Raw genomic sequence first — 24,446 nt, forward strand, 5'->3', positions numbered from 1 at the left:
GTCTCGGGCTAGAGTGAGCGACTTAACCCGAGTGGAATTTCAACATGATTAATCGATTTCTGTTAAGTAATATTTGACAGTCTGTCGTGCTCCAAGTGTTAACAATTGTTGGTATGCAGTTTTTATTTTATTAACAATATTATTGTCTTGTGATATTTCAGCGCTAAATATTGCATCAATTTTTAATAGGGCATCAACGGCATCCAAAGATGTACCATGGCGTTGATAAATTTTCGAAAACTCGTCGCTAAGTGGGTCTTTGATAGGAATAGGTTCTCCGTCCTCATTGATACCACTGACATACCTCATCCAAGCGGCAACGCCTAAAGCAAGTAATGGGTAGTCTGATCCCTTTTTTTGGTGCCAAAGTATAGAGTCGAGTAGGCGCTGAGGTAGTTTTTGGCTACCATCAACGGCTATCTGTGCTGTTTTATGTTTAATTGCTCGATTAGCAAAGCGAGTTAATAACTGTTGGGCATATTGGTTAAGATCAATATTATCAGGCAAGCTGAGGGTCGGTTTTTGTTCGGTTAGCATGATGCGCTGTACGATTTGGTAGTAATCCTGATTTTGCATGGCATCTGATATAAACTCATAACCGCCTAAACAGCCTAAATAAGCCAGGAATGAATGGCTGCCATTTAACATTCTTAGCTTCATCATTTCATAAGGAGCCACATCCTTAACAAATTGCGCTCCAACATAGTGCCAATCAGGTCGACCGTTCGCAAAGCAATCTTCAATAACCCATTGCCGAAATGGCTCACTGATAACCGCACAAGGATCGTCCTCACCTGTTAATTGCTTGATTTCATCAAAAGAATCTTCGGTCATCGCAGGGACTATTCTGTCCACCATCGTGCTTGGAAATGTGATATTTCGCTTAATCCACAATGTTAATTCACTATCTTGTTGTGCAGCCAAACTTAATATAGCATTTCGTGTAACCTCACCATTATTTCTAATGTTATCGCAAGAAAGTATGGTGACAGGGGGAAGATTTTGTTGAAAACGTATTTTGAGGGCGGCAAGGATATAGCCTAAAACAGACTCTGGCGTTTCAGGATAGGCGATATCGTGGCGTATTGCAGGATGTAATAAATTGAGTTTATTCGTTGAAGGATCAGTGCAATAGCCTTTTTCTGTTATTGTCAAAGAGATTATTGCAGTCTCAGGTGCTGCCATTTTTTCAATCACGGCATGTACCCCATCAATACGTGGGTGCATCGCTTCTTTTACTGAATTAATCCGTGTTAGCGTGGTTTTTTCTTCATCTTTTTCTAATAGTACGTAAGTACAGTGACGTTTCTTCAGCTGGCGGATAAGTTCTGCACCGCGCGCCGACATTAAGTTTATTTCGCAATATCCCCAATCAGATTGAGATTGTTCAATTAATAGATGTGTATAAAGTGCTTGATGAGCACGATGAAATGCCCCGAAACCAAGATGTACTATTCGGGGAACTAACTGATGCCTGTTGTTATCCATTATCACTCCCTACCATAAAAAGAATATGTGCTACGCACACTTTACTGTTTCTATTTTTAAAAACAATTATGTTTTAAATTTAAGGTGAAAATAAAAAAGTGTCATGAATAATAAAATTGTACAACGTTAAAATTTTTATTAAAGAAATAATTTGTTTATAATTTTAATGTATTGATTTAAATGTATATTTGTTTGTTTAATAAAATTAAAACTTAGATGTTTGAGTAGAAGAGAAAATTGAATTATTCAAATAATAACGCTGCTTTATCGATTAAATTTGATTCCGATCTCATTTTTAAATAAATTAAGAACAATTATGTTCTAAAATAATTATCTCAGTGTTAGTTTCAATAGTGCGCGCTTTTTGTCCGTTTTGTTTGAACAAAACATACCTCAAATAATGTATTCCTAAAATGTAGGGGGCAGTATGAGTGACACTATTTCAGAACAATTAGCCACAGATACCGCGGTTGACAAGCCCGCGGCAGATAAAAAAACGATTAGAAAAGTGATGATGGCAAGCGTGTCAGGCACTGTAATTGAATGGTATGACTATTCACTCTATGGCGCAGCAGCAGGATTGGTGATTAACAAACTTTATTTTCCAAACTTATCACCAACAATTGCAACGCTGGCTGCATTTTTAACTTTTGCCGTCGGTTTTATTTCCCGACCACTCGGTGGCGTGATTATTGCCCATATTGGTGACCGATATGGGCGAAAACCTGCACTCATTTTTGCAATTGTCTTAATGGGGATTGCGACATTAGCGCTTGGGTTATTACCCACGTATTACCATATCGGCATATGGGCAACGATTGCCCTGGTCGTTATTCGGTTAATGCAAGGGTTTGGATCAGGGGCTGAATTAGCAGGGGCGCAAACCTTTGTGGCGGAATATGTCCCCATGAAGCAGCGGGGCTTCTATACATCGCTAATTAATGCTTCGACGGGGATTGCAATTTTGCTCTCCACTGCCGCATTTTTTGCCGTGACGCAGCTACCCGATGAAGCTTTTATGAGTTGGGGATGGCGGATACCTTTCTTGTTATCCATCGTTTTATTTATTGTTGCGATTTATATCCGCAAGCAATTAGATGAAACACCTGAATACGTTAAATCCGTTGAAAAAGCGGAGAAAGAGAAAAAAGAGCAAAAGATCCCAATTAAAGAACTTTTTATACACAGCCGAAAAAATTTATTGTGTGGCTTCTTCAGTTTAGCGGGGCACCAAGCAAATGGTTATGTTCTTAGTGTGTTTAGTATTAGCTATCTGACCAATACATTAGGAATGGAGAAATCAGATGGATTGATGGCGTTAATGGTTGCTGTGCTGGTGAATACAATAATGACGCCTGTCATGGGGCGTTTAACGGATAAATACGGAACTACGACCATTTTCTCTTTCGGCGCTATTTTCTTAGGTGCTTTTGCCTTTCCTTTATTTTGGTTTTTGGGAAGTGGCAGTTTAGTACTCGCAACGCTCGGTATGTGTATTGCGTATGGTATTGGACACGGTGCTACGTCAGGCGCACAAGGTGCATTCTTAGCCAATTTATTCCCAACACAATATCGTTATTCAGGTATTGCACTTTCACGTGAATTAAACAGTGTGATTTTCGCAGGATCAACCCCCGTCATTGCGGCAGCACTTGTTACTGTTGGTGATGGCAAACCCACCTATGTTGTTTATTACCTGATTTTCTGTTGTGTACTGACGTTAGCCGCAGTGCAAATGGCGAAAAATTTAAAACAGCATCAATAAGGCCATTTGTGGTCGTATCAATATTTAAATATGAGGTTCGTATGAATATTACTATTTCCGACACGAAACATGCATTAGGTGAAAAAGCCAGTAAAGCTGGAGCACAAGCCATTAAACAAGCAATGCGCGAAAAAAGCGAAATTGCCATTATTGTTGCCACTGGTGCCAGTCAGTTTGAGATGTTGGATTGCTTAATTAAAGAAGATATAGATTGGTCAAGGGTGACTATTTTTCACCTAGATGAGTACATTGGCCTTGATGAGACTCATCCAGCGAGTTTTCGCCGTTATTTGCAGGAACGTTTAGTGGATAAATTACCCATGTTACACCAATTTATTGGTGTGAATGGTTCTGCTGCTGATATTGGAAAGGAAATTCAAAGACTTAACGAGATTATCGCGCAGTATGAAATTGATGTCTGTTTTGCTGGTATTGGTGAAAATGCGCACTTAGCATTTAATGATCCCCCCGCTGATTTTCATGCCACCTCTGCATATCTTGTTGTTAATCTTGATGAAGATTGTAGACGACAACAACTGGGTGAAAAATGGTTCGCGAGTTTAGATGAGGTGCCTAAACAGGCTATCTCAATGAGCATTCCACAGATCATGCGTTCAAAATCATTAATACTGAGTATTCCTGATTTACGAAAAGCGATGGCGGTTAAAAACACACTTGAAGGTGAAATCACCCCTCGCGTGCCTGCATCTATTGTTCAAAATCATGCCCAATGCCAAATATTTTTAGATCAAGATTCTGCGTCATTGCTATCAAAGATTGATTAAGGAAAAGCATTGAAGGAACAAATTATGAAAATGACGGGTGGCTTATTTGATATTCAAGTCAATGGTTTCGCGGGTGTTGATTTTAATGACGAAAAAATCACCGCAGAGGCATTGGATCATGCGTTAGAGGCGATGTTAAAAACAGGCGTCACACTCTGTTTGCCAACATTAATAACCGCATCGGAATCATCTTTGATAAAGCGCTTTCGAGCGCTTGATAAGGCGGTATCTACAAGTCGCTTAGGGCCATGGATGGTGCCTGGCTATCATTTAGAAGGCCCCTTTATTAATTCCGCAATAGGCTATGCGGGATGTCATCCACCTAACGAAATTATTAAACCTGATGTGCACTTGATCAGTCGGTTAGAGCAGGAAATCACTAAGCCAATCTTATTGATTACTTATGCACCTGAATTTGATGTCGATTTTCAATTTACAAAGCAGTTAGTCGCAGAGGGGAAATGTATTGCAGTGGGCCACTCGAATGTTAGCTTTAACCAAATGGAGGCGGCAGCCAGAGCAGGAGTTTGTATGAGTACCCATTTAGGTAATGGGATCCCTCAACATTTGCATAAATTGGAAAATACGCTGCAAGCTCAATTAAGTTGTGATGCGATTGGCGCAAGTTTTATCGCAGATGGGATCCATATTCCATTTCCTGCGTTAAAAAATTTATTGCGAACAAAGACGGTAGCAAGATCAATACTGGTTACTGATGCCGTCAGTGCGGCGGGATGCCATCAAGCAGGGGTCTACCAATTTGCAACAATGTCGATTGAGCGGGCGGCTGATGGCACAGTACGGGTACCAGGAGAGGTCAATTTAGCAGGGTCTAGTTTAACGTTAGATCAAGCCATTCGTAATGTTGTGACACATAAAATGGCTAAATTTGATGAAGCAATCATGATGGCGAGGATGAACCCATTACGTTATTTGCAATCAGCGTTCGACTTCCATGGGATAGTCCCTCAAATATCTGCGGTGAAATGGGATGAAAACATGAATGTCGTCAGTTGTGTATTAGGAGAAGATATCGCGCGTGAATATGTATTTTAAAATAATAGACTATAGAATGTGTTAATAACTCAGTAGCTAGAGCTAAAGGTTGGCTCTGGCTACTTACAGGCTGGATAGGTATTTATACTTAAATCTTCTTCTTGCCCCTTGCGCTTCTCTCATGTTTTGTTTGTATTTTCTTTTGTGGATAGGGATTGATTGACAGCTATTCCTTAAGGCATACTTTGTCGATAGTGATTCACCATTTTTCCGCACATATAAGGGCTAGGCTGTCGATAAATAGCGTATTTCCCCCTGTCGTTAAAGACAATTATTTTTTGGGTAAGCTATTGATTAAACAGCTTTATATCTCACTATTATGATACTTAAACAAACGACAGGTTTTCTTTCTCACCTACCGATAACGCAAGCCATAACCCACGATAAAGAGCGTATCTTTTTTGCTATTTTAAATGGGCAAATCACGACTCGCCGCGAAGCCGTGAAGTTGTTGAATATTCGCTCGACAACCGTGTCTGAATATGTTGCTCAACTTCTTGATAGCCGCTTATTAACTGAGACCATCAGCCAAAATTCAGGTAGGGGAAGGCCATCAATGGTTTTAGTTGTTAACCCTAACAGGTTGATTACATTGGTTTTTCAAGTAATCAGCTTGTCGTTGCACGTTTTTGCTATCAATTTAGTATCAAATGTTATTGCTCATGAGCAACTCGAGGCATCCCCAGATTGCGATAATCAGGCACTGGCCGATAAATTTAGCCAACTCCATGAAAAAATTATGGTAAAGATCCCGAAATCAGCCGAAGTGGCTGGGTGCGTGTTTTCTTTAGGGGGAATTTTTGATAGCCAAACTTACCATTGGATACACGCTTCCCGATGGCCTCGAATGAATAACCTGAATATCAAAAAATTATTTCCAGAGAATTATCGCGTCGTGTTGTCGCGTACACTGGATGATGAACTGATGCTTCATGTTCTTGAACGCAATAGAAGTACTTTATTACTTCATTGGGGATATGGCGTTGGCGTTGCATTTAGTACAGCAGATAACCAGATTAACGTGGGTGGACACGGGTTTGGTGAGATAGGCCATTGGCATATTCCACAGCAAATAAAACCTTGTCAATGTGGGCAAGTGGGATGTTTAGAAACAGTGGCGGCGTTATGGTCCATCGGGTCTGATGTACTTGGAAACAAATTCAAGGCCCATGATGACGAGGAAAATATCGCTGAAATATTAGCAAGTTGTGATTTAACCAGTAACCCCGTCATGCAGCAAGCAATTATTCATATGGTGAATGCAGCATCAAATATATGTCGGGTGTTTTTTCCTTCACGCCTCATTGTTTCAGGCCCATTTGTGAAAAACCCACAAGTTTGGGCGACTTTTTGTGAAAAATTTCAGCAGCAAAATGCATTTTTTGGACAAACTCTTCCTGAGCTTTCAATGAGCCAAATTAACCGCAATTCTCGCATTTATGGCGCTGCTTTACCTGTACTGGAGCAAACGTTATTGGAATTACTTGCTCAATAAACTCAACGATAAATCATCAACTCTCAGCCCTGTGCTCATCAAGGGCTAAAAGCACTTAAGGATTAAAAGCCCTAACTGACTGTGCTCCCATGTGCCAGTATCATCACAAACTTCATCATCGTTCCCCACCATCATAGATAAAAGCATTGCCATTATCATCGTGAACTTAAGCCCCAAGCATGTTTTGAGGGCATTACTGGATAGAAAAAGGGAATAAATATGAGCTTGGTTGATAATATTTTCAAAATGAATGGTATTTATATTTCAATTAGTTTGGTAGCGTGGTGGCTAATTTCAGTGAATAACAAAGGTGAATGTATGGCGCAGTGGCTACTTTTTGGGGCAGGTGGAAAAGGGGTTGGGAACCTGATAGCCCAACTGGCGATGACAAATCAGCAGCAAGTGGTGGCTGTGGTACGCAATACTGAAGCCGCGGAAAAGTTGTCATTACAGGGTGTGAACGTATTTGTGGGGGATGCTTGCGATAAGGCCATAGTGACCGCCGCATGCCAAGCGGCGGGCACCAATGCAACGGTGATTTCCACCATGGGAGGCTCACAAGATTATTTGGCGAACCGTACAGTGATTGACTGTGCGGAACAAGAAGGGATATCCCGTATGGTTTTGGTGACGTCTTTGGGATGCGGGGATTCATGGCAATATCTTTCTTTACGGGCAAGAGCTGCTTTCGGACATGCCGTGAGGGAAAAATCACTGGCCGAATCATGGTTACAAACCAGCTCCCTTGATTTTGCCATTGTGCGACCAGGCGGGTTACTTCATGGGGATGCGACAGGAAAGTCCATTTTGCAGCAAACTGTTGAAGCGCATGGGTTAGTGATGCGGGCAGATGTTGCTGCGCAGGTATACCAACTTGCGTGTCAAACAGAATTGAAAAATCAAATTTATAGCCTTATTCAGCCAAACCTGACTATCAGTAAATAAGGCTAGATTATCGTTTTCAGCCCGTTACCATTGATCGCCACCGCGAAAGTCGCAATACAGAGATTCAGTAAATTCAACAGAATTATCTCTAGACCAGCCCATCACGCCGCCTTCTTCGCCTTCAGAGCGGACATAGGCGCCTTGGCATAATTCAAATAAGGTACCTTTCCACACTTTCCAACCAAGGGATTGATACAGATGGAACCCTTCGTCAGAGGCTGACAGCAAGCCAAGTTGGTAGCAATTACCGATAATCGTATTTGTCATAGACATCAATTCACGCCCAATACCTTGGCGACGATGCTTTTCCAGTACCGCCATGGCTTCGACATACCCCACTGAAATAGGTTTATCATTTATTGCCATATGGCGCTGAATTATCGCCACGTGACCCACGATACGATGTTGATCATAGGCCAAAACATGCATACCACCTAAGGCGTGCTCGAAATCATCCCGTGTGAAATCCCCTTCAAACCCGACAAATAACATATCGAATAACGCGTCTTTTTCATCATTAGTAAGCTGTGAAGTGTGGCATTGCCTGTATCGGATAGTCATAAAATACCTAAATATGTTTCTCTCAGTCATCCCAATTGTAAGGAATTTTAGGATAATAAGTGGTGTTTTACGTGCTAGACAAGCATCATCAAAAGTTAAAAAGTCGCGCCTTTAAGCGAAGCGCATCAAGGATTAACTGGTTAAACTCTTGGTTGTTATGCCTATCACCTGACATTTGGCCACCAATAAAACATAAATGGATCAGTTTGCTGAGCATATCGGTATAGTGGCGAGGAATAAACAAACGATTGAGTTTTTTAGTCACAAAAGCTAATCGGGTTTCATCGACCCTCTGTTGGTACTCTGAAACAATCGGATCGTTGAGCGCCCATGCTCGAATAGCGACCTCTCTTGATGGGTGTTTTTGCGATGCAACATCAAGATATTTCTTCAAAATATCATCAAGAGTATGAGCAGAATTAGCCTGAGCTAACATCTGCTGTGTGTACTCTAACTCCCAGCATTCTAGTAAAGTGCGAACATATTCTTCACGGTTTTTAAAATGGTGGTAAAAAGAACCGCGGGTCACATTGAGTTTTCGTGCAATGTGCTCACTGGAAAAGCGAGTGTGTCCTTCTGTATCTAACACATCAAATCCCGCTTTAATCCAACACGCTTTGGTTAATTTTTTCATTGTTCAATACAGGCTGTGTATGGTGGAAATACCGCTGTTACTTTATGTCCTTAATTTGCCATTAACGAGAGCATAAAGGAACCAATATGAAAGAAATAGCGATTATTACATTTGATGATTTTACAGATATTGACCTGTTTTTTATGTGGGATATTTTGGGGCGTAATCAACGAGATTGGCGAGTTCGCATTTTGGCCATCACGCCAACAATTCGTTCTGCACATGGGCTGGAAATTCCAGTGCATGGTTCAATATCTGACGCGAATCAAGCAGATGCTGTGTTGTTTAGCAGCGGTAAAAAAGGTGTGCCAGACGTATTGGCGAATCCAAATTTTTTATCTGTATTACAGTTAGATTCAAGGCGTCAATATATTGGCTCGATTTGTGCAGGCGCGTTTATTTTAGATGCGCTTGGCTTATTACCTGAACGAAAAGCGACAACTCACCCAGAGGCAAGAAAAGCGTTACAATTAAGGCAGGTAGAGCCGATTGACCAGCCCCTTGTTTGTCATGGGAAAGTCGCTACAGCGGGGGGATGCTTATCCGCGTTGTACCTTGTCGGGTGGTTGATTGAATCACTATTTGATCAACAAAAGCGGAAAGAAACGCTATGTCATGTTTTACCAACGGGTCAGCAAACACTCTTTGAAAACTTAATTGAATCAAGTTTAATTCAAGGCCGAATTTAGGTTGTTTTAAATCGGGTCGCGTGTAAATACACGCGACCCAAGAGGTATAAGTCACTACTCTATTGGTTTTGTTCGTCTAACTGAACTAATGTGAGTAATAACTGACTCAATGCACCATAAAAACCGAATTCATCATAACGTTGGCAATTGTGGCTAAATTCAGGTAACCACTGCAATAAACACGATAAGGTTTGTTGGCGTAATTGCCTGATTTTTTCGTGATCCACATGGGGTTCACTGAGTGAAAAATGCAGGTGACTGAGTAATTCCAAAAAGATGGAAAGATGGTCTGACGGTTCATTAAATACATCACTGGTTTCCATTCCTGCTTCGAATAGCAAACTCGTAATTTGTACGTTATTTGGCTCATTATTTGGGTAAACCGAGGCATAAGGTAAGGCCGATTGTTTATCTGACATTAAAAATAGGCCACAAAAATCCGCAGCCAGTTCTAATTGGGCGTCAGGTCGATGCGTAAGGGCATCGATTTTTACCTGTAATTCATGCATTGGTGCAATTAATCTCGGTTCTTGCTCGATAATGGTAAACCAGCCCACCCTGTCGGTGGACTGAAGCTGTGCTAATTGGGTGCTATCTAATTCACGTGAGAATAGCTGTGCTAGCCATGCATAAATACAGGCTATCTGTTCTGCGGTTAACATGCTGCTCTTGGTCATTTATTCACCTGTGATGCAGGCACATATTCACATTGTGCGACCATTTCAATTGGCCCATCAAATGCACTAACGCTATCTAATTGCCCTGTGAATTTCTCTATTTCCACTAAGGTAGTATGTGCGCTGGTGGCTTGGGCGAGTTGTGATGTACCAATATCTAACGTTAATACGTTAGGGTTGCCATATTTACAAAGTGTATTGATTTCACCACCTTTAGTAGGGTCATACCAGGCACCTTCGTGAATACGGGCAACACCTTGCGTATACAAGTCAGAAACCACAGCACCAGCCAAAACTTGCCCGCGGTCATTAAAGACCCGAACCACATCACCGTTATGAATTCCACGAGCTTTGGCATCTTGAGGGCTGATAAATACGGGCTCTTTGCCACTGACGGAATAATATTGGCGCAATGCTGGGGACTCACATAATTGTGAGTGTAAGCGAAAATCAGGGTGAGCAGACTGTAAATGCAAAGGCCATTGTTTAGAGCCTGGGCCACCGTGGGAGCGCTCAACTTTTTCAAACCACATTGGGTGGCCTTGGCAGTCATCGTACTGCATGTCTGCGATGGTTTTCGAGTAAATCTCAATCAAGCCGCTTGGTGTGCCCAAAGGTTCTAAATCTGGATCTTCCCTAAAGGCTTGATGGCGAACAAACATTTGTGGATGTTCAAATTCCACATATCCGTCTTTTTCCCAAAATGCATCAAATGTGGGTAAATGAATACCGCGGCCTTTTCCTTGTTGGTTGCCTTCTTGCCAAATACGTTTCAGCCAGCCCATTTGGTCTAAGCCTTCGGTGAATGCGTCTTCACGGCCAAAACGACGGCATAAATCACGGAAAATATCAAAATCGTTGCGCGATTCAAATTGCGGCTCAACCAACTGTTTCATCGCAATAATGCCGCGATTAGAATGGTTGCCGTATTGGTCGAGGTCATTACGCTCAAATTGGGTCGTTGCTGGTAGCACAATATCGGCAAAACGGCAGGTGGATGTCCATTGGTTATCAATCGACACCACGGTTTCAAGCTTACGCCAACCTTCAATAATACGGTTAATTTGCTGGTGACGATGGAATGGATTCGTCCCCGCAAACACGCACATTTTTAATGGCGGTAATTTGACTGACTTGCCATTCCAATTAATCGTTTTACCTGGCTCTAAAATAGCATCGATAAAACGGGCGATAGGGATTGTGCTGCTATAGCCCTTGTAATCGTCGCTATCGTGGATAGGTGGCACATTGGTTGAGCCAGAAAAACCACTTAAAATAATGCCTTGGCGGCTTGGTGTGCCTGCACCGTTATAGTGCCAGCCGAAACCAAACCCACCCCCAGGTAAACCAATTTGGCCTAACATCGCGGCGAGCACAACAATCATCCACGACCATTGTTCGCCATGCTGCATGCGCTGCACACACCAACCCGCAATAATTTGCGTGCGGTTTGCCGCCATTTGGCGTGCAAGTGTGCGGATTGTTTCGGCATCGATACCACAAATTTTGGCTGCCCATTCTGCGTCTTTGGCTTGCCCATCTTTCTTCCCCAGTAAATAGGGTAAGAATTGCTCAAAACCAACACAGTAATCTTTAAGGAAGTTTTTATCGTGTAAATTTTCCGTGTATAGCGTGTGGGCTAAAGCAAGTTGTAAAGGCACATCGGCCTGTGGGTTGATGGCAATGTGTTGAACATTGTCGCGTCCAAGATAATCATGGGTAGAGGTAATGATTGGGTCGACACTAATTACTTTTATCTCACCACTTGCTGCTTTTTCTTTTAGCTGCTCGTAATAAGCGTATACGTCGTGGTCTGGGCACCACCAGTTAGCTTGTTGGTTTTTAATGAGATCAGAGCCCCATAGCACGATAGTTTTACTGTTTTCTAATACCAGTGGCCATGAAGTTTGTTGCTCATAGACCTCCATCGAACCCACTACGCGGGGTAAAATAACCTGCGCAGCCCCCGTGGAGTAGTCACCACCCGTGCTGACACTGTTACCGTGCAGGGCAATGGCGCGGGCAAGCATCCCAGAAGCATTATGGAACATCCCTGTTGATTGCCAGCCGCTTGCGGTTAATAACCCGCTTGGGCCATAAGTTGTCTGAATGCGTTCAAGCTCTTGATAGAATAAATCTAGGGCTTCATCCCACGAAACACGCACAAATCGGTTATCGCCCCGTTGGGTGGTATCACTTAAATGGCGCTTGCGTAGCCAATCAACCCGCACCATTGGGTAGCGAATGCGTGCAGTGCCATGTACGTGGTCAGGTAAACCAGCGATCATTTTGGATGGAAATTTATCGCGCTCAAATGCTTTTGCTTCGATAAATCGACCATCAACAACCGTGGCGCGAATAGCGCCCCAGTGCGACCCCGTTAAAATGCCTTCTTGTACAACGGCGGTTTGCTCTGCTGCCGTTGCTGCACTGGCTTTTCGTGGGGTTAGTAATGAGGGACCTAGCATCCCTGCCACCGTTAGCCCGCCTAGTTGGGCAAGAAAGCGTCGACGAGAAGCTTGAAATGTCGGATTATTTTTCATTATTTTTCTCCGTTGTCACCGTGTGCAGCACCACCTGTATCAGATGCATTCATTTGCAGGTATTTCAATAAGGTACGTTCTTCGCGCTTATCTAAACTGGTAAAACCAATCATGCCATTTAGGGTGCCTATCCAGCCGTTGGCGTCGAAGTGGGCGATATCAGGTGCACCGTGGCACTGATTGCATGAGCCGTTGTACAGGGAGTCTGCATAAGCCCAAATTGGTTTGATATCGTTGACCATATCCCCTTGTTGCATCCACGCAGTGGCTTGTAATTTGCTCCACGAGGTATCAGTGGCTTCAACGGTCGTGCTTTCGAGGGTTTTTACATTTTCTTGAACATCACCACGAATGGAAGCAACGAAAATACGTTTGCCTGGTAACTCAGAAAGTACACGGCGGCGGCCATCAGTTTCTGTCCAACCCGTAATTTCGACTTGTAGCCAGTCACCATCGCGTTTTAACACTTTCACTTCAGATGCTGGTAACAATGAGCCAGCAGGGTCTTTATCGCCTTTTTGAGCATAAAGCGGTTTGATATCAAGGGAATATAATGTATTGCCATCATCATTTGCTTTGGAACGTAATTCATCGAACTGTTTACGAAAACCGCTGCTCATATCGGGTAATTGGTGGGCAATCCCTTTGTGGCAATCGATGCAAGATTGGTTATCTTTCGCTGCAATTTGCATTTGGCGTGCCGCTTCTGGGTTTTGCTTCGCGTGATCCATTGAATCGTAATCATGGCAGGAGCGGCATGTCGCGGAGTTATTTTCTTTCATGCGAGCCCACTCGCGTTCTGCAAGTTCTGCACGTTTTGCTTCAAATTTTTCTGGGGTATCGATCGAATGTGCGATAAATGTTTGATAAATATCATTGCTCGCTTCGAGTTTACGTTTAATCATGCCAGGGAGGTCATTTGGTATATGACAATCGTGGCACTCGGCACGAACACCAGAAGCATTTTGGAAATGAACGGATTGTTTATATTCTTCATAAACGGTTTCCATGCTGTGACAGCTAACACAGAATTCCGTTGTACTGGTGACTTTCATTCCCACATGAGGAACAACGATAAGTGCAACGCCGACAACAATACCGACAATAAGTAATGTGAGCATTGACCAGCGCGCACTTGGCCTTAATAACGCTCTCCAGAGTTTCCGCATAATATCCCCTAAAATAATATGGTTTAATACAGAGGATCTTATTCAGCAAATATGAATAGCGGTACTGGTCAGGATGAACAGCATGGGGCAAGATGTGAATAAATATGAACAGATATGAACAGAAGAGAAGAAATCGATGGCATCACATCATATTGTGGTTGTTGAAGACGAACCCGTAACTCAGGCACGGTTGCAAGCCTATTTTGAGCAAGAAGGGTATCGTGTTTCGGTCACGGGGAGTGGTGCTGGCCTGCGTGAAATTATGGAGCTTCAGCCTGTCGACCTGATTTTATTAGATATTAATTTACCTGATGAGAACGGCTTGATGCTTACAAGGGCATTGCGAGAGCGATTTACGGTAGGGATTATTTTAGTAACAGGGCGCTGCGACCAAATTGACCGTATTGTTGGTTTAGAGATGGGGGCGGATGACTATGTGACGAAGCCGCTGGAATTGCGGGAGTTAGTCGTGCGTGTGAAAAACCTTTTATGGCGCATTGATTTAGCGAACCAAGCGTACTCGCAACCTATTTCCCAAGACAATTGCTACCAATTTGCAGGTTATTGCCTCAATGTGTCCATGCACACGTTAGAATTTAACCAAGAAACCATAAAATTAACGCGTGCTGAATATGAAATGTTAGTGGCTTTTGTGACGAATCCAAGGGAAATTCTAAGTCGTGAGCGGTTATTACGTATGTTATCAGCACGCCGCGTTGATAACCCAGATTTGCGTACTGTCGATGTGCTGATTCGCCGTTTGCGTCACAAATTAAAGGCCGATTTATTGGTCACTCAGCATGGTGAAGGTTATTTTTTAGCGGCTGATGTATATTGATAAACAGGGCGAAATCCTCCAGGAGAAAGTGAACAACGTAAGTGCTCACTATCGGCATTTTTCTGGGTTAATACTAAAATGGGCGGGCTAATATTATCCGGTACGGCATGGCCTTCGAGCACATTAATTGCTTGTTCAATGACGAGTTCCCCTTGCCAAACCATTTGGTCGCTGGCTGCCATGATAATTCGGCCGCGTTTTAAGCCACGATAGACTTGGTGGGACAAGTAAAAAGAAACAATATTGAGCGGTTTTGCAAGGTTTCGTTTTTCACCCATCGCAGCCTCTGCGGCAATGGCCGTACCGACCACCACATCGGCATCAGGATGACGCTCTAGCATTTCATGTAATAAATTACGTTGAATTTCAAGGTCGTTATCACCATGGGCAATATCAACAATAATCACATTGCTTCCTGTTATGGCTTGTTGAAAACCGTCTTCCATTTCTTGACTGCCACCTGCATCACGAGGGCCTGGCATCAGTAATACTTTTAATGGGTTGCCTTTGCTCCATTGAACAAGGTAACGACCAGGTTGATAGCCCATTTGGAACCAAGGTACACCCACGCGAGTTTTAATGATGTTATTGTGAGTGGCATTTATCACTTCAATAACAGGTAAATGACCCACTTGTTGGCTTAAGTTAGGAAATGATGTGGTGCTACTGCCTAGCAATAACGCGTCGGCTCCCCATTGTTGACATTGGGAAATTTGTTTTTGCTGAGTCGCTAGCTGATTATAACCGCCCGCTTCCAAAACTTTTAAATCGACACCGTAAGTCTGGGCTGCTTTTTGCATACCATAATTGATGGATAACCAATAAGAATCTTTTAAACTTGGGTAAAGGGCACATAGCTTCCAAACTTTATCGGTTTGGGGTGTTTGGTGCTCTTGATGACTGAAAGACAAATTATCTTGCCAACGCAATAGCGACTCGTTTTTATCCGCAGCATAACCGAGTACCGCGTAAAACGTGACGAACAGTAAAATAAATGCGCGCATGATAGCCTCACAGGTCATAAACCTTTATCCTAAATGCTTTTGTAATACGAACTCAACCTTTATTAACCGCTAGGTACGTAAACTGTGAATTTATCACTGACTCGACGATTGTGGATGGGCTTTGCCTTAATGGCCGCATTGACGTTCATCAGTACCCTAGTGGGCTGGTATAACCTCCGTTTTGTTAGTCAGGTTGAGCAAGATAACACCCAAGCCCTAATTCCAACCATGAATATGGCGCGCCAATTAAGTGAAGCTAGCGCATGGGAGCTTTTTTCAGCACAAAATTTGACTAATGCGGATAATGAAAACAGCTGGCTTGCCCAAGGCCGAATGTTAACCGCACAAAGCTTAAAAATTACGAACTTATTGAAAACCCTTCGTCAGCAAGGGTTTGACACATCAGCAATTGAACAGCAAGAAAAAGAGATCGCCAAGTCGTTAAGCCAACAGGGGGAACTTGTTGGCCAACGGCTGACGTTGCGTAATACTCAGCGACAACTACGGCAACGCATTATTTCAGCGGCAGGGGAAATTGCGCAGTTAGCTCATGGACAGGCAAATAATGCTGCGACCTCTGCAGGAGCAACGCAAGTTAGTTTATATGATTTAATTGAAGAAAAGCGAACGTCATCTGCGCAGGCGGCACTTGATCGCTTAATTGATATTGACCTTGAATATGTCAGTCAAATGAATGAATTACGGCTCAGTGCGATGCGTGTTCAACAGATGGTGTTAAATTTAAGTACATTGCCATTAACCCCAAATACAGCGGAGTTAGATAACCAACTTAATCAAGCAGTAAAAATCCTCCAACGTCGGCAAAAATACATTGAAGATCCTGCAGTTCGTCACCAAGTAGGGAATGCATTAGACATCGTTAGCCGTTATGTGGAGTTGACTTCGCTATATCGCCAAGAAAACGACATCACCACGCGTTTACAGATTTTATCGCAAAATAATATTGACCAATTTGCACGCTTTAGCAGCGAAGTTACCCAACTGGTTGATACGATTGAACAACGTAATCAAACAGCACTTGTCGAACTCAAGCAAGCCAGTGAACGGGGACAAAACTGGTTATTGTTACTCAGTATTGTGTCACTTTTTTCATTTATTTTGATTTTATGGCGTGTGGTTTACCGGCTAGTGACTAAACCGTTAGAGCAACAAACTCAAGCCCTTCAACGGTTACTCGAAGGGGATATTGATTCCGCATTTCCTGAAACGGCGGGGGTGAAAGAACTAGACACCATCGGTCGTTTGATGGATGCGTTTCGCTCAAGTGTTCATGCGCTGAATAGTCAGCGTGAACAGCTCGCTGATCAAGTCAAAGCACGGACTGCGGAGTTACGGGTATTGGTGGTAGAGCACCGAAAAGCGCGCGCTGAAGCGGAAAAGGCCAACCAAGCAAAATCCGCCTTTTTGGCTGCCATGAGCCATGAAATTCGTACACCGCTATATGGTATTTTAGGCACGGCGCAGTTGTTATTAGAAAAGCCACCACTTAAGCAATATCGTGAAGATTTACACGCAATCACAGATTCAGGTGAGTCTTTACTGGCTATTTTAAATGATATTTTAGATTACTCTGCCATCGAAGCAGGCGGGCAAAATGTTTCTATCAGCGATGAACCTTTTCTGCCGAAACCGTTACTAGAAAGCACATTATATTTAATGAATGCGAGCAATAAAAACCGTGCTATCACAATGGTGGCAGATATTGCGGATGACTTGCCTGCGGCACTACAGGGTGATCCATTACGTATTCGGCAGATTGTTACTAATTTGTTGAGTAATGCACTGCGCTTTACACAGGCAGGGCAAATTACCTTACGTAGTTGCCGTTTTGGTAAATACTGGTTTATTGAGGTAGAAGATACTGGATGTGGCATTGAAGGCTCGCGCTTAGCGGATATTTTCAAACCGTTTGTGCAAGTGGATAGCCAACGAGGCGGAACAGGTCTTGGGTTGACCATCAGTGCAAGCTTGGCTGAGGCCATGGGGGGAGAACTTACGGTGAATAGTGAGTTGGGGGTAGGAAGCTGTTTTCGTTTAACATTACCACTTTGCCCTGCGTTAAAACCCATTGATAATTCTTCTGATTTACCTGTTAACATGCATGGTGTGAGTTTATTGCTGATTGAAGATAACCCGTTAACACAAAAAATTAGCAGTGAAATGCTAATTTCAAGCGGGGCGAAAGTGACAGTCGCGGGGTCAGCTGCAGAAGCGCTGGCAATACTCTCGCAACAACCTTCCTTCACTGCTGCGCTAGTCGATTTTGGCTTGCCAGATATGGATGGAATTACATTAGCGAAGCAGTTATCAGAGCAATATCCGTTGCTTCTTCTGATTGGTTTTAGTGCCCATGTGATTGATGAAACGTTGCGACAACGTACCCATAAAATTTTCCGTGGGATCATTCAAAAGCCTGTTCCGAGGGATACATTAAATCAATTAATTACTAAATATATTTCAGGTGGGGAATGCATTTCAATTTCACCTATTAATCCTGAGATTAGACAGTCAGTTAATTTAGTGCAATTGGAAAATGATGCCCAATTAATGGGGTACCCAAAAATTAAGGACTGGGTAGCTATTTTTAAACAGCATTCTTTCCCCTTATTGGCTGATATTGAGGTCGCTTATCAACATAATGATGCTGAACGTATAAAAAAGTTGGCTCATCAATTAAAAAGCAGCTGCGCCAGTTTAGGCCTACAAACCGCGATGGCGACGTGTGTTATTTTAGAAAAAGAACCTCTACAATCCACTGAATTAAGAAAAGAAATAGAGGATGGGTTACAAGTGATTGAGAAATGGTTGGAAAACCAATCGACTTGATTCAAGTTTCAAATGCCGTAAAAAGACGATTTAATCGGCTTTTTACGGCATCATTGTTTACCTTGCAACTCTTAAGCCGCCTTCGACACCTTGCGGGCTCCATAAAATTTGCCATAACTGTATATCACGAGCTCGAAATGCGCCAGCGCAGGCATTCAAGTAATAAGAAAACATCCGTTTAAAGCGCGGTGTATAATTAGGCTCTAGCTCAGGCCAAGCTGATTGGAAACGTGAATACCACGCCATAAGGGTTTTATCATAGTCAGCACCAAAGTTATGCCAATCTTCCATCACTAATTTGTTTTCGCTACTTTCGCCAATATTTTGCAGTGAAGGCAGACAACCATTTGGAAATATATATTTATTGATCCATGCATCAACATTTACCTTATTTCGATTGGAACCAATTGTGTGCAATAAAAATAATCCATTTGGTTTTAAATTTCGTTTCACTACATCAAAATACGTTGCATAGTTTTTGGGGCCGACATGTTCAAACATGCCAACGGAAACAATGCGGTCAAATTGGGCATTCAGATTACGGTAATCTTCTAACAGAATTTGCACATCAAGTTCAGCACATCGCGCTTGTGCATATTTCTGTTGCTCAGCCGAAATTGTTACACCCGTTACCGACACTGAAAAATGTTTTGCAGCAAAAGCTGCAAGGCCTCCCCAGCCACAACCGATATCAAGTAAACTCATTCCTGGTTTTAATTGCAGTTTTTCGCAAATCAGTTTTAATTTTTGTTCTTGAGCTATCGGCAAGTTCTCGGGGGTATTATCTAAACCTTTCCAATAACCACAGGAATATTGCATATAAGGGTCAAGCATCCGTGAGAATAAGTCATTCCCGAGGTCGTAATGCTCTTCACCCACAATGCGTGCGCGTTTTGGCGTTTGTAAATTACGGATGCGTGCAATAGCAATTTTCAGTATATCGCTGAAATTATGTGGTAGTTTTTTATCGAGACCATGGCGAAGTACATGGTGGAAAAAAATATCTAGACGTTCGCAATCCCACCAACCCGCCATATAACTTTCACCAAGTGCAATGGAACCGTGTTGTAAGACATGTTTATAAAATTGGTCATTATGGACACGAATATCGAAAGGTTGGGAGCCATTAATTTCAATGCCAGCTTCGCTTAATAACTCACTAACAATGCGCTTCCAAGAGTCGACAGAGGTTTTTTGATTAACAGCATGTTCAGTACTCATCTGATCTCCAATTTTTAGCAAAGTGGGATTCAGAGAACTTTATTTGTGACGTATTCGCGGTACAGCAAAACAGGAATATTGACCACCACTGCATGGCAGACAGTGTATTAGCGTTATTGTTGCTATAAATAAAGCTCAAATCCAGTTTCAGATAACTCTCTAAAAAATATAAAACCTTCAGTGTGAATTTCAATCAAAATTACAACTAAATAACATAAAAGGCACTTATCACCAAAAAACAAGGTGAATTAAGGGGATATTGCCCTTATACCATTATATTTTAGTATGACCTAAGTGAGTGACAATATGATGAACACTATTTTTATAAGAAAGTTTATATAGTTACAGATGTGTAGATGGCTGCTTGAAGTTGTGAAGCAGCCAAGGGTGTACTGTTTACAGTTAATCTTAAAAGCGATAGCTGAGGTTCAAACCTGAATAGTGAAAATAGTAATGTCGTTTTTCTCCTTCATTTGCGTAGCTTTGTTTTTGTGTTTCTAATGCATATTCCAAAGAGATAAACAGTCGGTCGGTAATATTTTGTTCAAGTAACAGGCCATATCGGCGATCCCTTTCATGTTTTTTCTTATTGCGCTCATCATCAAAGTGGTAAGTATCTAAAGTGTGGCGGTAATAGGGGGTTAAGGTAGTTGACTGATCCGCAAATAAAGGGAGGTTTATAGGAAAATATAAGCGAATTTCTTGTTGAGCAAACTCTGCGGATGAGCGATTTCCATTGTTCCAACCTTGGTTAATATAATAATTAAGGCTAGTACTGAATGTTTCATTGAATGCATAGTTAAGTCCTGTTTCGCCTTCAATTTCTTTGTCTGTTAACTCGTTTTTTTCAATGTGATTATAGTAATTAAATAGTCCAAGCCAACCCGCAAAATTAAGGTTGTCGGTTAGAGTGATTTTCCAATCGGGTTGAATGTCATAGCGCAGTGTGTTGTAAGCGTGTTCTTGGTTTTCTGGGCTACGGTGATGCCAACGGTAATATCGAAACCCACCTAATAAACCCAGTTCAATATTATCAGTGATACGGCTTTGATAACGAAGATTAGTTTCGTATCGGTCAAACCAACTATCTCTACCTTTTGTTTTATAATAGCTGGAGACATTATAATTCTCTTGGTAGAACCCCCCATAAAAATGCCAGTTATCTTTTTCATATTCTAGATAATAGGTTTTTTCAAATACCCCTTTTTTGTCACTATTGGATTGTGTATTTTCATTCTCAAATAACATACCCACTTTGAAATTATATTCATCATTATTAATTTGAGAGGGATTTTGGATTAAAATGTTCTCAGAGTTATTGTCAAAAATCAGATCGCCAGCCGATATTTTATTTGAGATTAATAATGTAAATGCACAAAAAAATAATATTTTTTTATTTTTCATTCTAATAGCCTTTATTTATAATTATAATTAAATATTATGGCTACGAAATATAAACCGTAGCCATAAGGAGGTTGCTAATTACCAACCGCTACGAATGAGTAATATTTTGGCCTCATGGGATTGAACTTCAGTGGTATAACTTTCTTCAAAAGTTCCTAAATCTTTATGTTCCCATAAATCACGGACTTTTGTTTGTTTCCACGGAAGGTCTAAATCTTGATGAATATTCAGCGTCATATTTGCAGTTTGCCCTGAGCGGTTCAAAAGGGCGACAGCCCATGACCCATCGGCTAAGGGTTTTGCAAAAATTTGCAAGTCACCATTATTGACATAACGTTTAGCTTGGAGCCCCAAAGAGTCTTGGTTCAATGCAATAATTTCTTTATTCTTTAATGTGGCTAAATCATCAGCAGTTAAATTATCTAAATCGGCGCCTATCAAGAGTGGTGAGCTGAGCATAGACCACATAGCAAAGTGTGTACGATATTCCGTATTCGATGCACCCGTACCAACAAGTTCTTGTGACTTTCCATGTAAGCCGATGATTAGCATGTCGTAATCGTTCCAGTGGCCTTTACCACTATATTGTTCAAGCCCAACTCCTCTGTCTATCATATCGAGGACATCAAAATAATAACCTTCGCGGTTACCAGGGTAGTTGAAATCATCACTGATATCTTGGCCAATGCGCCATTGATTGGCACCTAAGTCAGCAGCCCATTCCCAAATATTTTGCCAGCCACAATGGCAAGCATGGTATACCATCGGGCGACCCGCGCTATCGAGCTGTTTAGACATCTCACCAAAAGCTGTCACAAGGGCTTCCTTTGATGCTTGCTGATGGCTACAGCAGGAGTCATATTTCAAGTGGTCAATCCCCCAAGATGCAAAGAGTTTTGCATCCTCTTGTTCGTGCCCTTCAGAGCCAGTATAGCCTGCACACGTTTCATTACCTGGACCGCTATAAATACCAAGCTTCATGCCATTTTTATGTGCGTAATCTGCAATGTATTTAATGCCTCTGGGAAATTTTTTCTCATCAAATGTTAATGGATGTTCAGTGCGAGAGCCTTTATGTTTTTGCCAACCATCATCAATATTGACATAAATATAACCCGCATCCCTTAATCCACTTGAAACCATTTTATCGATAGTATCCATGATTATTTTCTCATTAATTCTATCGCCATAATTATTCCAACTGGACCATCCCATTGGTGGAGTATTGGCAAGATTAGCACTGAATGATATTTTATTTTCGGGTGATTTAATTGTTTCTTTATTTATATCGGCTTTAGCAATAAAACTAAATAGAGCGGCAAAAATAACAACATGATATTTATTCATGAGTGTATTCTCCGTATTATATACAGTTGTTTTTTATTTTGAATTTTATTTGAATATAAGGTTATTTTTAGTTCTATATTAAATTATTATATTTCACTTTGTGTAATATTTAATGTTTGCTTTTTTTCCTCTGAATAAACCATAATTGTTGATCCTGTTACTGCAAGTACGATACCAATTAATGACCATGTTCCTGGAACCGCTTGGTATATAATAAGTGAAATGACAGCAGTTAATACAGGTGCCAGTGCATTGGTACAAGGCGCGATAATTGTTGCTTTACCTCTGGCTAAAGCCATGACTAAGCAAAGGGCTCCGATGGCATTAAGAACTTGGATAAATGCCGTTGATACAATGGCAATCCATGGGTAACTTATTGATGTATCAGGTAACATTAACCAAGCTATAGGGGCAAGAATAATTCCCGTAATTGTCATATAACCGAAAATTGAACTATCTTGCACTCCTTCATTTGATGCCCTTTTCATAAAGAAGGCTTGGATTCCCCATGCAGCACAGATGATTACGGAATAAACTAACCACGTTATGCCATCACTTTGTTCACCATTATTACTGCTTATACTAAACATGACGATAGACAATAAAGCGAGAGCAACGCCAACAAACCCTAATTTAGTGATTCTTTCTTTTAATATTCCCAGAGACATAATGACGGTAATAGCTGGGGAAATAGAAATAATTGGGAAGACTAAATAAGCGGGCGCTCCCATGGCGAGAGTTTTAAATAACAGTAATTGACCACCTGCACCTGTAAAGCCCACTAAGCAACCATAAAAAATGGCTTTACCAGAAGTATCAAATTTTTTCCCGCGTAATGAAAAATAGCAAGGAATTAGCATTGTGAGTGACCAAATAATATAAATCCATTGGTCGGGATAGCCATATTCTTGCGTTGGCCAAGCACTAAATGCTCCCCAAACGCCCCACGTAATGACTACTAAAAAAGTATAAATAATCCAAGAGTTATTCTTCATCTTAGCCTCCAAGTGTCAGTTTTTTTAATGCTTGCTCGTTGAGTGGTGTACTGTTAAGTTTTGCAGCATAAATGGCAGCACCAAGGCTAGGGTGGTATTCAGGTAATGAAATATGGTAATTACCATTGAGCTTGGCCAATTCATAGGCAAATGCTTCAAGGATAATATCGCCACACTTAAATACCCCCCCAGAATAAGATACTCGAACACGTTCATCTGATTGATAATTTAAAAGTCCACGTAAAGAATCAACCATTAAAGACAGTTCTTTTGCTGCTTGAAAGAAAATTGCTCGACTTTGTTTATCACCTGCAATAGCGGCTTCACACGCAATAGGGGCAATTGATGCAATTTTTCCTCGATCGCCTTTCCATTGGTTAAAAACCAAGTCACAAATATCTAAGTCGTTGGCAACAGGATAGGTTTCTCGTAGTAGGTCGTAAAAAATATCTTTTTGTAAACGGCCATCAGCCATACGAGAGAATAAATTTAGAGATTGGTTACCTATCCAATAGGCACTTCCTTCATCGCTAAATAGTTCTCCCCACCCGCCACAGCGAGCAGTTACGCCATTGTGCTCGCCATAAGCGATTGAACCTGTGCCCGAAACGATATTGATACCATCTTGGCAGCCTAAGCTTGCTGCCCATGCACAAACCATATCGTTATCGCAGCGATATTTATCGCTGCTGAGTAATGAAGAAGGAAGATCATTGAGCTGGGCAATATCTGCTGAAATTTCACCATAAGCGGGCAGCCCTAAGAATGTATAATCAATCTCGTGAGGCTGAACGCCTGCGCGGCGACAGATTTCATTGATACCGTTAATGACAACACTGCGGGCAGAATCCATCCCAACACTTAAGTAGTAACTGGTGGCTGACTCATGACGTGCCAGCACTTCTCCAGTGTCTGTTATTAGAACAAAGGCTGTTTTGGTTCCGCCCCCATCGACTCCCAAAAAAATCATGTGATTCTCCTCG

Annotated in this window: 20 protein-coding genes; 8 read left to right on the plus strand and 12 right to left on the minus strand. The window is 41.8% G+C overall.

Annotated elements, in window-relative coordinates; genetic code table 11:
• Window positions 1-48: 48 nt before the first annotated feature.
• Window positions 49-1,488, minus strand: coding sequence for a mannitol dehydrogenase family protein (locus KDJ85_RS10845; protein ID WP_225819683.1), 1,440 nt, complete (start codon window positions 1,486-1,488; stop codon window positions 49-51).
• Window positions 1,489-1,915: 427 nt separating this feature from the next.
• On the opposite strand from KDJ85_RS10845, the gene KDJ85_RS10850 reads away from it, so the two are divergent.
• The 5 genes from KDJ85_RS10850 to KDJ85_RS10870 all read left to right on the plus strand — a co-directional run bounded on the left by KDJ85_RS10850 (window position 1,916) and on the right by KDJ85_RS10870 (window position 7,534).
• Window positions 1,916-3,253, plus strand: coding sequence for an MFS transporter (locus KDJ85_RS10850; RefSeq protein ID WP_225819684.1), 1,338 nt, complete (start codon window positions 1,916-1,918; stop codon window positions 3,251-3,253).
• Window positions 3,254-3,294: 41 nt separating this feature from the next.
• Window positions 3,295-4,038 (plus strand): glucosamine-6-phosphate deaminase, encoded by a 744-nt coding sequence (locus KDJ85_RS10855; RefSeq protein ID WP_225819685.1) that lies wholly within the window; start codon window positions 3,295-3,297, stop codon window positions 4,036-4,038.
• 24 nt (window positions 4,039-4,062) lie between these two features.
• Window positions 4,063-5,094 carry an N-acetylglucosamine-6-phosphate deacetylase gene (locus KDJ85_RS10860; RefSeq protein WP_225819686.1) on the plus strand — a complete coding sequence of 344 codons (1,032 nt, stop codon included), beginning with the start codon at window positions 4,063-4,065 and terminating at the stop codon, window positions 5,092-5,094.
• A 319-nt stretch (window positions 5,095-5,413) separates the two neighbouring features.
• On the plus strand, window positions 5,414-6,589 hold the full coding sequence (locus tag KDJ85_RS10865) for an ROK family protein (RefSeq protein WP_225819687.1): 1,176 nt from the start codon (window positions 5,414-5,416) through the stop codon (window positions 6,587-6,589).
• Between the two features lie 318 nt (window positions 6,590-6,907).
• On the plus strand, window positions 6,908-7,534 hold the full coding sequence (locus KDJ85_RS10870) for an SDR family oxidoreductase (RefSeq protein WP_225819750.1): 627 nt from the start codon (window positions 6,908-6,910) through the stop codon (window positions 7,532-7,534).
• Window positions 7,535-7,558: 24 nt separating this feature from the next.
• Here KDJ85_RS10870 and KDJ85_RS10875 read toward each other — a convergent pair whose 3' ends face one another.
• Both KDJ85_RS10875 and KDJ85_RS10880 read right to left on the minus strand, forming a co-directional pair.
• Window positions 7,559-8,095, minus strand: a complete 537-nt coding sequence (locus KDJ85_RS10875; RefSeq protein ID WP_225819688.1) for a GNAT family N-acetyltransferase — start codon at window positions 8,093-8,095, stop codon at window positions 7,559-7,561.
• 88 nt (window positions 8,096-8,183) lie between these two features.
• On the minus strand, window positions 8,184-8,729 hold the full coding sequence (locus tag KDJ85_RS10880) for a TetR/AcrR family transcriptional regulator (RefSeq protein ID WP_225819689.1): 546 nt from the start codon (window positions 8,727-8,729) through the stop codon (window positions 8,184-8,186).
• Between the two features lie 86 nt (window positions 8,730-8,815).
• On the opposite strand from KDJ85_RS10880, the gene KDJ85_RS10885 reads away from it, so the two are divergent.
• The gene (locus KDJ85_RS10885; RefSeq protein ID WP_225819690.1) at window positions 8,816-9,418 is read left to right on the plus strand and encodes a DJ-1/PfpI family protein; all 603 of its coding nucleotides are present in this window, start codon (window positions 8,816-8,818) and stop codon (window positions 9,416-9,418) included.
• Window positions 9,419-9,477: 59 nt separating this feature from the next.
• Here KDJ85_RS10885 and torD read toward each other — a convergent pair whose 3' ends face one another.
• Genes torD through torC form a run of 3 tightly spaced genes read right to left on the minus strand, consistent with a single transcriptional unit; the run spans window position 9,478 to window position 13,807 of the window.
• Complete coding sequence (gene torD, locus KDJ85_RS10890; RefSeq protein ID WP_225819691.1) at window positions 9,478-10,095, minus strand: molecular chaperone TorD; 618 nt, start codon at window positions 10,093-10,095, stop codon at window positions 9,478-9,480.
• Entirely contained in the window at window positions 10,092-12,638 is a 2,547-nt protein-coding gene (torA, locus tag KDJ85_RS10895; RefSeq protein ID WP_225819692.1) for a trimethylamine-N-oxide reductase TorA, read from the minus strand. Before torA ends, torD begins: the two co-directional genes overlap by 4 nt.
• A complete protein-coding gene (gene torC, locus KDJ85_RS10900) occupies window positions 12,638-13,807 on the minus strand; it encodes a pentaheme c-type cytochrome TorC (protein ID WP_206082809.1) in 1,170 nt (389 codons plus the stop codon). Before torC ends, torA begins: the two co-directional genes overlap by 1 nt.
• A 136-nt stretch (window positions 13,808-13,943) precedes the next feature.
• Here torC and torR point away from each other — a divergent pair, with 136 nt between their 5' ends.
• Entirely contained in the window at window positions 13,944-14,645 is a 702-nt protein-coding gene (torR, locus tag KDJ85_RS10905; protein ID WP_225819693.1) for a two-component system response regulator TorR, read from the plus strand.
• On the opposite strand, the gene torT is transcribed toward torR, so the two are convergent.
• The gene (gene torT, locus KDJ85_RS10910; protein ID WP_225819694.1) at window positions 14,618-15,649 is read right to left on the minus strand and encodes a TMAO reductase system periplasmic protein TorT; all 1,032 of its coding nucleotides are present in this window, start codon (window positions 15,647-15,649) and stop codon (window positions 14,618-14,620) included. The genes torR and torT overlap by 28 nt on opposite strands.
• An 84-nt stretch (window positions 15,650-15,733) precedes the next feature.
• Here torT and torS point away from each other — a divergent pair, with 84 nt between their 5' ends.
• Complete coding sequence (gene torS / locus KDJ85_RS10915; protein ID WP_225819695.1) at window positions 15,734-18,496, plus strand: TMAO reductase system sensor histidine kinase/response regulator TorS; 2,763 nt, start codon at window positions 15,734-15,736, stop codon at window positions 18,494-18,496.
• Between the two features lie 57 nt (window positions 18,497-18,553).
• Here torS and cfa read toward each other — a convergent pair whose 3' ends face one another.
• The 5 genes from cfa to KDJ85_RS10940 all read right to left on the minus strand — a co-directional run bounded on the left by cfa (window position 18,554) and on the right by KDJ85_RS10940 (window position 24,433).
• Complete coding sequence (cfa, locus tag KDJ85_RS10920) at window positions 18,554-19,717, minus strand: cyclopropane fatty acyl phospholipid synthase (protein ID WP_225819696.1); 1,164 nt, start codon at window positions 19,715-19,717, stop codon at window positions 18,554-18,556.
• Between the two features lie 408 nt (window positions 19,718-20,125).
• The gene (locus KDJ85_RS10925) at window positions 20,126-21,121 is read right to left on the minus strand and encodes an OmpG family monomeric porin (RefSeq protein ID WP_225819697.1); all 996 of its coding nucleotides are present in this window, start codon (window positions 21,119-21,121) and stop codon (window positions 20,126-20,128) included.
• 78 nt (window positions 21,122-21,199) lie between these two features.
• Window positions 21,200-22,468 (minus strand): glycoside hydrolase family 27 protein, encoded by a 1,269-nt coding sequence (locus KDJ85_RS10930; protein ID WP_225819698.1) that lies wholly within the window; start codon window positions 22,466-22,468, stop codon window positions 21,200-21,202.
• An 86-nt stretch (window positions 22,469-22,554) separates the two neighbouring features.
• Window positions 22,555-23,463, minus strand: coding sequence for a DMT family transporter (locus KDJ85_RS10935; RefSeq protein WP_225819699.1), 909 nt, complete (start codon window positions 23,461-23,463; stop codon window positions 22,555-22,557).
• Window position 23,464: 1 nt separating this feature from the next.
• Window positions 23,465-24,433 carry an N-acetylglucosamine kinase gene (locus tag KDJ85_RS10940; protein WP_225819700.1) on the minus strand — a complete coding sequence of 323 codons (969 nt, stop codon included), beginning with the start codon at window positions 24,431-24,433 and terminating at the stop codon, window positions 23,465-23,467.
• Window positions 24,434-24,446: the final 13 nt, after the last annotated feature.

The sequence above is a fragment of the Providencia vermicola genome (assembly GCF_020381325.1).
GTDB classification, from domain to species: domain Bacteria; phylum Pseudomonadota; class Gammaproteobacteria; order Enterobacterales; family Enterobacteriaceae; genus Providencia; species Providencia vermicola.

What these genes read in the sequence shown, in the direction of transcription:
- torC (WP_206082809.1), bottom strand. Translation starts at nt 13,807, where the DNA reads ATGCGGAAACTCTGGAGAGCGTTATTAAGGCCAAGTGCGCGCTGGTCA.
- KDJ85_RS10870 (WP_225819750.1), top strand. Translation starts at nt 6,908, where the DNA reads ATGGCGCAGTGGCTACTTTTTGGGGCAGGTGGAAAAGGGGTTGGGAAC.
- KDJ85_RS10940 (WP_225819700.1), bottom strand. Translation starts at nt 24,433, where the DNA reads ATGATTTTTTTGGGAGTCGATGGGGGCGGAACCAAAACAGCCTTTGTT.
- KDJ85_RS10845 (WP_225819683.1), bottom strand. Translation starts at nt 1,488, where the DNA reads ATGGATAACAACAGGCATCAGTTAGTTCCCCGAATAGTACATCTTGGT.
- KDJ85_RS10865 (WP_225819687.1), top strand. Translation starts at nt 5,414, where the DNA reads ATGATACTTAAACAAACGACAGGTTTTCTTTCTCACCTACCGATAACG.
- KDJ85_RS10925 (WP_225819697.1), bottom strand. Translation starts at nt 21,121, where the DNA reads ATGAAAAATAAAAAAATATTATTTTTTTGTGCATTTACATTATTAATC.
- torR (WP_225819693.1), top strand. Translation starts at nt 13,944, where the DNA reads ATGGCATCACATCATATTGTGGTTGTTGAAGACGAACCCGTAACTCAG.
- cfa (WP_225819696.1), bottom strand. Translation starts at nt 19,717, where the DNA reads ATGAGTACTGAACATGCTGTTAATCAAAAAACCTCTGTCGACTCTTGG.
- KDJ85_RS10880 (WP_225819689.1), bottom strand. Translation starts at nt 8,729, where the DNA reads ATGAAAAAATTAACCAAAGCGTGTTGGATTAAAGCGGGATTTGATGTG.
- KDJ85_RS10850 (WP_225819684.1), top strand. Translation starts at nt 1,916, where the DNA reads ATGAGTGACACTATTTCAGAACAATTAGCCACAGATACCGCGGTTGAC.
- torT (WP_225819694.1), bottom strand. Translation starts at nt 15,649, where the DNA reads ATGCGCGCATTTATTTTACTGTTCGTCACGTTTTACGCGGTACTCGGT.
- torD (WP_225819691.1), bottom strand. Translation starts at nt 10,095, where the DNA reads ATGACCAAGAGCAGCATGTTAACCGCAGAACAGATAGCCTGTATTTAT.
- KDJ85_RS10930 (WP_225819698.1), bottom strand. Translation starts at nt 22,468, where the DNA reads ATGAATAAATATCATGTTGTTATTTTTGCCGCTCTATTTAGTTTTATT.
- KDJ85_RS10855 (WP_225819685.1), top strand. Translation starts at nt 3,295, where the DNA reads ATGAATATTACTATTTCCGACACGAAACATGCATTAGGTGAAAAAGCC.
- KDJ85_RS10875 (WP_225819688.1), bottom strand. Translation starts at nt 8,095, where the DNA reads ATGACTATCCGATACAGGCAATGCCACACTTCACAGCTTACTAATGAT.
- torA (WP_225819692.1), bottom strand. Translation starts at nt 12,638, where the DNA reads ATGAAAAATAATCCGACATTTCAAGCTTCTCGTCGACGCTTTCTTGCC.
- KDJ85_RS10860 (WP_225819686.1), top strand. Translation starts at nt 4,063, where the DNA reads ATGAAAATGACGGGTGGCTTATTTGATATTCAAGTCAATGGTTTCGCG.
- KDJ85_RS10935 (WP_225819699.1), bottom strand. Translation starts at nt 23,463, where the DNA reads ATGAAGAATAACTCTTGGATTATTTATACTTTTTTAGTAGTCATTACG.
- KDJ85_RS10885 (WP_225819690.1), top strand. Translation starts at nt 8,816, where the DNA reads ATGAAAGAAATAGCGATTATTACATTTGATGATTTTACAGATATTGAC.